The sequence below is a fragment of the Actinosynnema sp. NPDC059335 genome (assembly GCF_042752395.1).
In the GTDB taxonomy this organism is placed as follows: Bacteria; Actinomycetota; Actinomycetes; order Mycobacteriales; family Pseudonocardiaceae; genus Actinosynnema.
This window is the reverse complement of record NZ_JBHYXZ010000121.1, coordinates 1-11240: the sequence shown is the minus strand read 5'-3', so window position 1 is coordinate 11240 and position 11240 is coordinate 1. Positions and strand designations below refer to the sequence as shown.

Below are 11240 nucleotides of genomic sequence, written 5' to 3'. Positions count from 1 at the left end.
GCCCGCCTTCGCCACGGGCGGCCGACGCCGGACCACCCGCCCTCCCGGGAATCGACCGGGAGACGGCAACCCCACCTCCGAACCGGTCATCGCCACTCCCGGACCGGCCGCTACGCGACACCGCGCATCTTCACCCGGATGGCCGCCGGGAATGGGGCGCGGTGAGCGGAATGCGCACCACCGCGCGGCGGGCGGCCGAAAGGAACGACCCGGGTCGCCCGAATATCCGAGCACTTCGCTACTGAATGGTCCACATGTTTCCGGTGTCCCGTCACCGGTTCAGGGACGCCGGTCCGCCGTTCCCAAACCCGCGACCACCATGCGGATCAGCATGTCGTAGGTCTCGTCCAGCTTCTCGGGCCGTTGGAACGCGCGCTCCGCTTCGAGCACCGCGAAGCCGTGCACGGCCGCGCGCAGGCACCGGACCGCGTGGACGACGGCGGTGTCGTCCAGGTCGTAGGCGCGCAGGGTGGCCAGCATGACGCCGACCAGCCGCTCCCCGGCCTCCGCGACCCGCGGCTCGGGCGCCTGGCCCAGCGCCGCGTAGCGGTGCGGGTGCGCCAGCACGTAGTCGCGCCAGGCCGTCATGAGCGCGCGGACCGCCTCGTCGGCGGAGCGGCCGAGCACCGCGCTCCCGATCCGCTCCGACAGCTCGTCCATGATCCGCGCGGACATGAGCGCGCGCAGTTCCGCCAGGTTGCGGACGTGCTTGTAGAGCGAGGGCGTCGCCACGCCCACACGCGAGGCCACCGCGGCCAGGGTCAGGGCGGCGACGCCTTCCTCGTCCACCAGGCGCAACGCCACGTCGACGACCGCGGCGGCGGACAGCGCGGCCCTAGCCACGGGCGCCCGCCCCGAGGAACGCCAGCACCGCCGCGGTGACCTCGGCCGGGAACTGCACGTGCGGGTAGTGGCCCGCTCCCTCGACCACCTCGACCCGGCCCAGGCCCGCCGGCATGGCGGCCACGACGCCCTCGCCCTCGGCGCGGGGGTCGGCCCAGTCGGGGTCCAGCGACCCCTCGACCACCAGCGCGGGGCAGCGCAGGTCGCCGAGCACCGCGCCCGCGTCGGTGGGCGCGGACGTGCCCATGCGGCCGAGCACCGCCATCCGGCCGGGTCGGCGCAGGTCGGCCTCGACCGCGGCGATGTGCTCGGCGATGCCCTCGGGCCGGGCGCCGGGGTAGGCGTGGTCGAGGTAGCGCAGCCACAGCCCGACGCTGCGGAACATCCCCGCGCCCAGCAGCAACGCCATGCCCTTGCGGTAGCGGGCGTTGCGGACCAGGCCGCCGAAGTCCGCCCTCTGCGCCCGGGTGAACGGGCTGATCTGCACGATCGCGGTGACCAGTTCGGGCTCCCGGGCGGCCGCGATGGCGACGGCGCCGCCGGCGAAGGAGTGGCCCACGAGCACGGCCGGACCGCCCAGCCGCCGGACGACGGCGAGCAGGTCCTCCGCCGAGTCGGTCCGGGTGTAGGAGGTCCAGTCGGCGCTGGACTCGCCGTGACCGCGCTGGTCGACGGTGGCGACCCGGTACCCGGCCCCGGCGAGCGTGGCCGCCATGTCCCGGTACGCGGCGCGGTTGTCGCCCATGCCGTGGGCCAGCACGATCAGCGGCCCTTCGCCGATCACGTCGTAGGCGAGCCGTCCGCCGTCGATCTCCAGGAACTCGGTCATGCCCATGCACCCCGCTCGGTTAACGTCTGTAGCCAAAAAGCTAATGCCGTTAGCCTCGGGTGTCAACCCCGCCCGGTGCGCGTCCCCGGCGTCACACCACCGCGTCGGGCGCGAAGTAGTCGCGCAGCAACGTGATCTCGCCGTCGCGCAGGCGGAAGATCTGCACCAGGGACAGCGCCACGGTCCGGCCGGCCACGTCGAGCACCGGGTCCACCTCGGCGATGAACACGTCCGGGTCGTCGGTCCGGTGCAGCACGTACCGGGACCTGGCCACGTCGACCGTGCCCGGCGCGCCCGCGGACCGGCGGTAGTAGGCGGCCATGCCGGCGCGGATGGCCTCCCGGCCGACCAGCCGCCTGGGGTGGACGTGCCCCTCGGGGACCAGCGGCGACTCCAGCACGCCGTCCTCGGCGAAGAGGGAGGCGAGCGCGTCGGCGTCCCGGCCCAGCGCGCCGGCCCGGAGGTAGCGGCCGTAGATCTCCTGCGGGTCGATCGCCATGGCGCCTCCGTTCGCGGTCGGTCGCCCCAGTCTCGCGCGCCGCCGGGCGGGTGTTCCCGACGCGGCCGCGACCCTTCGCACGACCGGGTGATCCGCGCCGGTCGGCGGAAGGCGTCGGCCGGCCCGCCGGGGTGGTGGCGGGCCGGCCGAGGAGCGCGAGGGCTAGGGCGTGACGGAGAGGAGGTGTGCCTTGAGGCCCTCGCCGACGCCGGGCTCGGGCGTGCCGTTCCAGTCCTTGATCAGCACCGCGCCCGTGGTGCAGCCCCACGGGTTCCAGGTCCACGCGAGGTAGCCGATGTGGTGCGCGTCGGCCCAGTCCACCACCCGCTGCATGTAGTCGAAGCCGCAGTCGTCCTGGCCGAACTCGCCGAGCACGACCGGGACCTGCTGGGCGAGCGGGGCGATCTGGGCGTCCCAGCACGACTCGGTGGCGCAGGCGTTGAAGCTGTAGGCGTGCCAGGACGCGGCGAGGTTGTTCGCCGGGTCGGTCGGCTTGTGCGCCAACCACTCCCGCATGTCGTTGGCCCACTCCAGGCCGCCCAGCATCAGGACGTTGGTCGCCCCGGTGGACCGGACCGCGTCGACCAGGTCCTGCATGCCGGCGACCTCGTAGGGCAGGCCGGCGCAGGCGCCGCCGTCGCGCCAGCACTGCCAGCCCAGGGTCTTGTCCCAGTCGGCGGCCATCTCCGGGTACGGCTCGTTGAACAGGTCGAAGACGACCGCGTCGTTGCCCTTGAACGCGGACGCGACGCCGGCCCAGAACTGCGGCGAGTACCGCGCGTCCGGCATCGGCTTCTGGCAGGTCGCGTGCTCGTCCTTGCAGTGCCAGTCCGGGCTGTTGGTGTACGCGCCCCAGGTCCAGTGCTGGTCGAGGATCACGTTGATGCCGTTGGCCACCAGCAGGTTGACGTAGTCCTTGACGTTCTGCTGGTAGGTCGCGCCGCCGGGCGAGCCGTTGACGCCCAGCCAGCACTCCTCGTTGAGCGGGATCCGCACCGCGTGGATGTTCCAGGTCTTCATCGCGTCGACCGACGCCTGGTCCACCGGGCCGCCGTCCCACATGCCCTTGCCCTGCACGCAGGCGAACTCGCCGCTGGAGCGGTTGACGCCCAGCAGCCGGTAGGGCGTGCCGTCGGCGGTGACGATCCGGTTCCCGGACACGCGCAGCGCCGGCGCGCGACCGTCACCCGGCGGGGTGGTCGTGGTGGTCGTGGTCGTCGTCGGGTTGACGCCGGTGCACGGTGCCCCGTTCACGGCGAAGTCGGTCGGCTTGGCGTTCCCGCCGCTGTAGGAGAAGTTCGCCCCCGCGCTGACGCTGCCCTTCGCCGGGATGGTGGCGTTCCAGCCCAGGTTGGCGACGGTGACCTTCCTGCCCGACTGGGACCACACGCCGCTCCAGCCGTGCTGGAGCGTCTGGTTCCCGGTGTAGCTGTAGGTCAGCGCCCAGCCGGTGACCGCTGCCGGACCGAGGTTGGCGATGTTCACGGTGGCGCCGAACCCGCTGCCCCAGTCGTTGGTCGCGTAGTCGACCCGGCACGCGAACGCCGGGGCCGCGCTCGCGTCGCTCGCCCACGACCCGCCCGCCGCCATCAGGGCCGTGCTCGCGATGGAGACCACGGCACCCACCGCGGCGAGCGCGGCGCGGCGCTTTCGGACTCTTCCTGACATCGGCACTCCTTTGTGCAGGTGACTTGCGGCCCGCCGCACGTCCCGCGGGTTCGGGCCAGACCACCGCCGAGGGTTACTCAGTTAGCCGAATTAAGTCAATACCCTGGGCAAACGCCGTCCCGGCATGCCGCAGTGCCGCCGATCGGGCAGAGCCATCCGTCGTATTGACCGGTTAATCAGGCGGCCTAATAATGCGGCCGCGCCGACCCGGGCCCGTGTTCGCCGGGCGCGGTCAGACCTCGCCCGCGGGCCCGGCCGGTGCGGCGACGGCGGCGTGCGGCACGGGGCGCGGCTCGTCGCCGGAGCGGCCCCGGGTCAGCTCGTTCCGCAGGACGAGGACCGCTCCGCCGATCGCCGCCGCGTCCGACCCGTTCACCGACGGCACGACCCGCACCGGGTGCGCCCGCCGGGCGAACAACCGCCGGTCCAACTGCTCCTGGATCACCGACTGGTAGATCGAGCCCGCGACCGCGAAGCTCTGCCCGGCCAGCACGACCGCGTCCAGGTCGAACAGCGCCGCCACGGTGACCGCGGCGTGCCCGAGGTAGCGCGCCGACCGCTCGACCAGCTCGCGGGCCTCGGCGTCACCGGCGTTCGCCGCCGCCGCGATCCGGGAGAACTCGCTCAGGAAGTCCTCGCCCGCCGGGTCCAGCGCCAGCCGCCGGGCCAGGCCGGGCGTCGCCAACGCCTGCCGGACCACCGCCGAGGGCCCGGCGTAGTTCTCCAGGCACCCGACGTTGCCGCAGGTGCACTCCTCGCCGTGGACGTCGACCGAGATGTGCCCGATCTCCGCGGTGTTCGAGGAGCTGCCCCGGTACACCTCGCCGGCGACCACCACGCCGCCGCCGATCCCGGTGGCCATGTAGATGCAGCCGTAGGTGCTGCGCGGGTCGACCGCGCCCATCCAGTACTCGCCGATGGCGGCCGCCGCGGCGTCGTTGTCCAGCAGCACGGGCAGGCCCAGGATCTCCGAGAGCCGCCGGGCGACGGGGTAGTCGGACCACTCCTCGGTCGGCTGCGGCGTCAACAGCACCCCCGCGCGCCGGTCCTGCGGGCCGTAGCTGACCAGGCCCACCCCGAGCACCTTGTCGCGCTCCACGGCCGCCGTGGTCAGCAGGGCGTCCACCTGGGAGGCCACCAGCGGCAAAGCCTGCTCCGGCGACATCGACGCCACGCCCCGGAACGACGTCCGCGCCACCGGGCGGCCGGCCAGGTCGACCACCACGATCACGCACGCGTTGCGCTCCAGCTGGACGCCCACGCCGTACCGGGCGGACGGGTTGAGCTGGACCAACGTGCGCGGCTTGCCACCCGTCGACGCGCCGCGCCCCACCTCGACCACCAGGCCGTCGCCCAGCAGCTCGCGCACGACCTCGGAGATCGTCGCCCCGGTGAGGCCGGTCGCCGCGGCGAGCTCCACCCGGCTGATCGTCCGCGCGGCCCTGATCACGTCCAGCACCAGGCCACGCGTCTTCGGCCGGCTCGCCCAGACCGGGCTCCTCGCCACGGACCCTCCCTCCGCCGCCTTTGCCAGGTTACTTTACTTACGGTTCACCAGGCGTTGAACGGCGGTCACGGCGCTCCGCGGCGACGCCACCGGCGACCGGCGGCTCCCGCTCCGACCTCCTCCCCCACACTGCGACCCCGCCACAGCCCCTGCATCGGTGGACACCGGCACCGAGAGGCGCGGCCGAGAGCCCGAGACCCTGGTCCCGAGCACGCGGCGCGAAGCTCCGAGCCCTGGAGCGGGGCCAGGAACCCGGAGCCCGGACCGGGGGCCGGGGGCCGGGGGCCGGATACTGTCGGGCGTGGCGCGGACGGAAGGCCCACACCCGACAGGTCCCGGTCAGGCGGCGATCGGGCCGAAGATCCAGTTGCCCCGGGCGTCCTCCGCCGAGCTGCGGAAGAACTGCTCGTTGGCGGCGTGCAGCTCGGCGCGGTCCAGCCAGCCGTTGCCGTCCAGGTCGAGCTTGTCGAACGCGGTGTTGCCCGCGTCCTCGGACAGGCGGAAGGCGCTGGCCGCCATGCGCACGTACTCGGTCCTGGTGATCCGGCCGTCGCCGTCGACGTCCATCAGGTCGTAGAAGGCGTCGGCGACCGGCGCGATGTGGGTGCGGTAGCCGTCGTCCGACTCGGTCACGAACCGGTCCATCCCCGAGGAGTACTCGTCGACGTCGACCCGGTCGTCCCCGTCGGTGTCCATCGGACGGGTGACTTCCTCCCACAGGGTGTTGTAGCGCTCCCGGACGCGTTCGCTCTCCGGCGAGCCCGGCGCGTACCCGAACGCGGTGACGAGCCGGTCCGCGGAAGCCGTGTAGTCCATCCTGTCGATGGTGCCGTCGTCATCCACGTCCAGCAGGGCGAAGAGGTGGGCGAGTTTCCGCTTCAGGAGTTCGTTGAGCATGGCGTGCCACTCTTTCTCCCGGGGCATTGATCCGGCGATACTAACGCTGTTGTCCGCGACGGGGCCACAGGAAGGTTGTCGATGGCAGACCACGTGGTAGATGGCGCCAATGGGTTTGTGGCCTCCCATCTGATCGGCGCGCTCGTGGCGCGCGGCGACTCGGTGATCGCGTTGGCGCGCGCCAGCGGGGAAGTGGTCCGGAGAAGGATCTCCGACGCCTTGACCACGCTGCACCTGAACCCGGACCTGGTGGAGAAAGTGCAGGTCAGACCGTTCTCGCTGGCCGAACCGGAGCTGGGAATATCAGGCCCCGATGTATTTTCCGAGCCTTGCACATATTGGCACAGCGCCGCTCTGATCACCTTCTTCCCGCGCCGCGAGGCCGAGTTGCACGCCGTCAATGTGATCGGCTCGGCCAACGCCGTGGCCGCGTTCACCCGGCACGCGAAACCCGGTTCCCGGTACGTCCACGTCAGCACGGCGTACCAACACGGGACCACGCACGGTAGAGCGTTGGAGAAATGGCCCGAATACGGTCACCCGTCCGAGTTCAGAAATGACTACGAACACTCCAAGAGGATGGCCGAGGTAGCACTCTCCCGGACCGGGTTAGCGCAGCGAGGTGACGTGCTTGTCACTCGATTGGGTGTCATGGTCGGCCACTCCGGAACGGGTCGGGCGTTGACCGACCTCGGGCTGTACGACTTCCTCCGGGTGATCGCCCTGTTCGCGAGGCGCACCCCCGGCCGACGCGTCCGCTTCGTCTGCCACCCGAGGGCCGCGCTGCACCTGACCCCGATCGACGGCACCGTGGACCGGCTGCTGGCCCTGGCGGGCGGCCCGCTCGACCGGCCGGTGCGGCACCTCGTGCCGGCGGTCGCGGTGCCGGTGCCGGACCTGTTCGCCGCGATCTCCGCGCACCTGCCCGTCGAGCTGGTCGCCGTCACCGCGGCGGAGGTCGAGGCCGAGCCGTTCGACAGGTTCGAGGCGATCGTCAACATGCGCTGCAAGTTCACCTCCCCCTACCTGCGCTACGAGTACGGGTTCGAGTCCCGCGCGGACGCCGAGCCGCCGCCCGTCACGCCCCGGATCCTCGACCTGCTCATCTCCTGGTACGTCCGCGAGGGGCTGCCCGAATGACGGACTTCGTCACCGGCTTCCGCGCGCGCCCGCGCCCCGACCGGACGGTCGCCTACCTCCCCGACGGCGGTCCGGCGGTCGTGGCGACCCACCTCGAACTCGACCGCCGGGCCAGGGCCGTGGCGTCCTGGCTGGCCGGGTCCGGGATGGCGGGCGAACCGGTGCTGCTGCTCTACCCCGCCGGGCTGGACTTCCTCGTCGCGTTCCTGGGCTGCCTGTACGCGGGCGCGGTGGCGGTGCCCGCGCCGCTGCCCCTGTCCGGTTCGTCGCGGGTGGACCGGGTGGACCTGCTGCTGGAGGACTCCGGCGCACGCCTGGTGCTCACCGACGAGGCGCACGTGGCCGCGCTGGCCGACCTGTCGGCGCGGACCTTCGACGCGACGGCGTCCCCCGACTCCTGGCGACCGCCGGACGTGGATCCCCGCGCCGTCGCCTACCTCCAGTACACCTCCGGGTCGACCAGCCGGCCGCGCGGCGTCGAGGTCACGCACGGGGGCCTGACGCACAACCTGGAGGTGTTCCGGAGGATCAGCGGCGACGTCCCCGTCCGGCGGATCGGCGGCTGGCTGCCGCACCACCACGACATGGGGCTCGTCGGTCTGCAGTTGCAGGCCCTGCACGCGGGGGCGGACCTGGTCCTGCTCTCGCCGGAGTCCGTGGTCGCCCGGCCGATCCGCTGGTTGCGCGCCATCAGCGACCACCGGGTGGACTGGACGGTGGCCCCGGACTTCGGTTACGCGTGGGCGACGCGCCGGATCCGCGACGACGAACTCGCCGGGCTGGACCTGTCGTGCCTGACGATGGCGGTCAGCGGCGCCGAGCCGATCCGGATCTCCACGCTGGACGCGTTCGTCGACAGGTTCGCGCCGGTCGGGTTCCGGCGCACCGCGCTGAACCCGGGGTACGGGCTCGCCGAGTCCACGCTGGTGGTCACCTGCACGGCGCGCGGCCGCGGCCCGACCGTCCGCACGTTCACCGCGGCGTCGCTGGCCGCCGGCCGGGTCGTGCCCACGCCGGACGCCGCCGGCGTGCCCCTGGTCGGGTGCGGCGAGCCGGGCGACATGGACGTCCGCATCGCCGACCCGGTGACGGGCGCGGCCCTGGACGACGGCGTGATCGGCGAGATCACGGTGGCCGGGCCGAGCCTGGCCGCGGGCTACCACGGCGATCCGGCCGCGACGCGCGCCACCTTCGTCACCGGCCCGGACGGCCGCCTGCTGCGGACCGGCGACCTGGGGTTCCTCCTCGACGGCCAGCTGTACGTCACCGGGCGGCTGAAGGAGCTGATCATCGTCCGCGGCCGGAACCTGTACCCGCACGACATCGAGTTCGCGGCACGGGAGGCGCACCCGGACGCGGGCACGGGCGCGGCCTTCGGCGTGCGCGACGCCGACGCGGGCGAGCACGTGGTGCTGGTGCAGGAGGTGCGCCGGGCCTCGCGGGCCGATCCGCGCGAGTTCGCCGACACCGTGCTCGACGTGGTGACCCGGCAGGTCGGCGTGTCCGTGAGCATCGTGGTCGTGCGGCCGGGCACGGTCCGCCGCACCACGAGCGGCAAGGTGCGCCGAAGGCACATGCGGGACCTGTTCCTCGGTGGCGGGCTGCCGGCGCTGCACAGCGTGCTGTCGCCCGCGGTCGCCGCCGTCGTCGCCGACCGGGAGGGGAAGCGTGTCTGACGAGGCGTTGAGGGCGTGGTTGGTGAACACGGTGGCGGGCTACCTCGGGTTGCCCCCGTCGCGGGTCGACGCGGACGTGGCGCTGCGGTCGCTGGGCTTCGACTCCGTGCACGCCATGGGGCTGTGCGTGGACATCGAGGAGCGCTGGGGGATCCTCGTGGACCCCACGCTGGCGTGGGACTTCCCGACCGTCGACGCGATCGTGGCCCACCTGCGCGGTGAGATCGAGCGGACGTGAACCAGGGCGCGGCGCGTTTCCCCGAAATGCGCCGGAATCCCGACCGCGCCTTGTCGGAATCTTTCTTCCGGCGGTCACGTAGGTGAAGCGGAATTGGGTTCCGCGACCCGGCCGGCTCCCGAAGGTTGAGGTGTTCACGCAGGTGAACGCCCCGGTCCGTTCATCACCGTGAATCTTGTTGCTTGTTTCGCAAGCCTGCGCAATGCTCGCTGGGAGCGCTCCCAGACAGCGGCGTCACCGGTGGTTTTCGCCGTTGTCGCGCGATCGGTGCCGTCGGGGATCGCTGTGGGTCAGTCCTGCTCGCAAGGAGGCGACGCATGAGTCTGCGCATGGACAAGCGCACGAAAAGCCGGACCGCCGGTGTGGCCGCGGCCGTGTCGGTGGCGGCCCTGACCGCCGGCCTGGTGGTGGCGGCCGGTTCCGCCGCCAACGCGGCCGCCGGGTGCCGGGTCGAGTACACGGTGACCAGCCAGTGGCAGGGCGGTTTCGGGGCCAACGTCACCGTGACGAACCTGGGCGACGCCCTGTCGGGGTGGACACTGGAGTGGTCGTTCCCGGCCGGGCAGCGGGTGACGCAGCTGTGGGGCGGCGAGTTCTCGCAGTCCGGCAGCGCGGTGACGGTGCGCAACGCGAGCTACAACGGCTCGCTGGCCACGGGCGCGTCGGTCACGCCCGGCTTCAACGGCTCGTGGTCCGGCTCCAACCCCTCGCCCACGTCGTTCAAGCTCAACGGCGTGACGTGCACCGGGCAAACCACCGGCACCTCCACGTCCACCTCGACGTCCACGTCCACCTCGACGTCGACCACGACCACCACGACTTCCACGACGACCACCACCACGACGACGTCGAACCCGCCCGCGGGCGTCGCGACCGGGTACGCGTCGCAGAACGGCGGGACCACCGGCGGTCAGGGCGGGGCGACGGTCCGGGCCACCACCGGCACGCAAATCCACCAGGCCCTGTGCAGCCGGGCTAGCAGCTCGACGCCGATCACCATCCAGGTCGAGGGCACCATCAACCACGGCAACACCGCCAAGGTCTCGGGCAGCAGTTGCGAGACCGCGGCCGGTGTCATCGAGCTGAAGCGGATCAGCAACGTCACGATCATCGGCGTCGGGGCCGGGGCGGTGTTCGACCAGATCGGCATCCACATCCGCGAGTCCCGCAACATCATCATCCGCAACGTCACCATCCAGAACGTCAAGAAGTCCGGCTCCCCCACGTCCAACGGCGGCGACGCCATCGGCATGGAGAGCGGTGTGCGCAACATCTGGGTGGACCACGTCAACCTGCTCGCGTCAGGCGGCGAGTCCGAGGGCTACGACGGCCTGTTCGACATGAAGGACGACACGCAGTACGTGACCCTGTCCTACAGCACGCTGCGCAACTCCGGTCGCGGCGGGCTGATCGGGTCCAGCGAGAGCGACCGCTCCAACGGCTTCGTCACGTTCCACCACAACCTGTACCAGAACATCGACTCCCGCACCCCCCTGCTGCGGGGCGGGATCGCGCACATCTACAACAACCACTACGTGAGCCTCAACGAATCCGGCATCAACTCCCGCGCCGGGGCGAAGGCGAAGGTGGACAACAACTACTTCAAGAACTCCAAGGACGTCCTCGGCACGTTCTACACCGACGAGGCCGGGTACTGGCAGGTCGGCGGGAACATCTTCGACAACGTGACCTGGTCGGCCCCCGGCGCCGACACCAACCCCGCCGGTCCGGACGTCAAGTCCACCACCACGGTGAGCATCCCCTACGGCTACACCCTGGACCGGACCGAGTGCGTGCCCGACATCGTGAGCCGCACGGCGGGCGCCAACAACGGCTTGAAGGAGTCGAACGGCGCCTGCTGACCCCGGACCCGTGCGGCGGCTGTCGGGCAACGACGCCCGGCCGCCGCCCCACGGCCCAGTCCGCGGGTCGGGCCGGGGCCG

10 protein-coding genes are annotated in these 11240 nt (G+C 72.1%); 4 read left to right on the top strand and 6 right to left on the bottom strand.

Going from position 1 to position 11240, the window contains the following annotated elements; genetic code table 11:
* Window positions 1-279 precede the first annotated feature (279 nt).
* The 6 genes from ACFXGA_RS29645 to ACFXGA_RS29620 all read right to left on the bottom strand — a co-directional run bounded on the left by ACFXGA_RS29645 (window position 280) and on the right by ACFXGA_RS29620 (window position 6270).
* Entirely contained in the window at window positions 280-843 is a 564-nt protein-coding gene (locus ACFXGA_RS29645; protein ID WP_378093491.1) for a TetR-like C-terminal domain-containing protein, read from the bottom strand.
* Window positions 836-1672 (bottom strand): alpha/beta fold hydrolase, encoded by an 837-nt coding sequence (locus ACFXGA_RS29640; protein ID WP_378093489.1) that lies wholly within the window; start codon window positions 1670-1672, stop codon window positions 836-838. The genes ACFXGA_RS29645 and ACFXGA_RS29640 overlap by 8 nt, the downstream gene beginning before the upstream one ends.
* A 91-nt stretch (window positions 1673-1763) precedes the next feature.
* Complete coding sequence (locus tag ACFXGA_RS29635) at window positions 1764-2171, bottom strand: nuclear transport factor 2 family protein (RefSeq protein WP_378093487.1); 408 nt, start codon at window positions 2169-2171, stop codon at window positions 1764-1766.
* 162 nt (window positions 2172-2333) lie between these two features.
* A complete protein-coding gene (locus ACFXGA_RS29630) occupies window positions 2334-3839 on the bottom strand; it encodes a cellulase family glycosylhydrolase (RefSeq protein ID WP_378093485.1) in 1506 nt (501 codons plus the stop codon).
* A gap of 232 nt (window positions 3840-4071) precedes the next feature.
* Entirely contained in the window at window positions 4072-5346 is a 1275-nt protein-coding gene (locus ACFXGA_RS29625) for an ROK family protein (protein WP_378093483.1), read from the bottom strand.
* Between the two features lie 339 nt (window positions 5347-5685).
* Window positions 5686-6270 carry an EF-hand domain-containing protein gene (locus ACFXGA_RS29620; RefSeq protein WP_378093481.1) on the bottom strand — a complete coding sequence of 195 codons (585 nt, stop codon included), beginning with the start codon at window positions 6268-6270 and terminating at the stop codon, window positions 5686-5688.
* A gap of 54 nt (window positions 6271-6324) precedes the next feature.
* Here ACFXGA_RS29620 and ACFXGA_RS29615 point away from each other — a divergent pair, with 54 nt between their 5' ends.
* The 4 genes from ACFXGA_RS29615 (at window position 6325) to ACFXGA_RS29600 (ending at window position 11159) form a co-directional block, all read left to right on the top strand.
* Window positions 6325-7383, top strand: a complete 1059-nt coding sequence (locus ACFXGA_RS29615) for an SDR family oxidoreductase (RefSeq protein ID WP_378093479.1) — start codon at window positions 6325-6327, stop codon at window positions 7381-7383.
* A complete protein-coding gene (locus ACFXGA_RS29610) occupies window positions 7380-9059 on the top strand; it encodes a fatty acyl-AMP ligase (RefSeq protein WP_378093477.1) in 1680 nt (559 codons plus the stop codon). The genes ACFXGA_RS29615 and ACFXGA_RS29610 overlap by 4 nt, the downstream gene beginning before the upstream one ends.
* Entirely contained in the window at window positions 9052-9297 is a 246-nt protein-coding gene (locus ACFXGA_RS29605) for an acyl carrier protein (protein WP_378093475.1), read from the top strand. The genes ACFXGA_RS29610 and ACFXGA_RS29605 overlap by 8 nt, the downstream gene beginning before the upstream one ends.
* Window positions 9298-9614: 317 nt before the next feature.
* Window positions 9615-11159: a cellulose binding domain-containing protein gene (locus ACFXGA_RS29600; RefSeq protein WP_378093473.1), complete on the top strand. Its 1545-nt coding sequence runs from the start codon at window positions 9615-9617 to the stop codon at window positions 11157-11159.
* The last annotated feature ends 81 nt before the right edge of the window (window positions 11160-11240 follow it).

Excerpts from the sequence above, each read along its gene's own strand:
- ACFXGA_RS29635 (WP_378093487.1), bottom strand. The coding sequence starts at position 2,171 with ATGGCGATCGACCCGCAGGAGATCTACGGCCGCTACCTCCGGGCCGGC.
- ACFXGA_RS29640 (WP_378093489.1), bottom strand. The coding sequence starts at position 1,672 with ATGACCGAGTTCCTGGAGATCGACGGCGGACGGCTCGCCTACGACGTG.
- ACFXGA_RS29630 (WP_378093485.1), bottom strand. The coding sequence starts at position 3,839 with ATGTCAGGAAGAGTCCGAAAGCGCCGCGCCGCGCTCGCCGCGGTGGGT.
- ACFXGA_RS29615 (WP_378093479.1), top strand. The coding sequence starts at position 6,325 with ATGGCAGACCACGTGGTAGATGGCGCCAATGGGTTTGTGGCCTCCCAT.
- ACFXGA_RS29600 (WP_378093473.1), top strand. The coding sequence starts at position 9,615 with ATGAGTCTGCGCATGGACAAGCGCACGAAAAGCCGGACCGCCGGTGTG.
- ACFXGA_RS29620 (WP_378093481.1), bottom strand. The coding sequence starts at position 6,270 with ATGCCCCGGGAGAAAGAGTGGCACGCCATGCTCAACGAACTCCTGAAG.
- ACFXGA_RS29610 (WP_378093477.1), top strand. The coding sequence starts at position 7,380 with ATGACGGACTTCGTCACCGGCTTCCGCGCGCGCCCGCGCCCCGACCGG.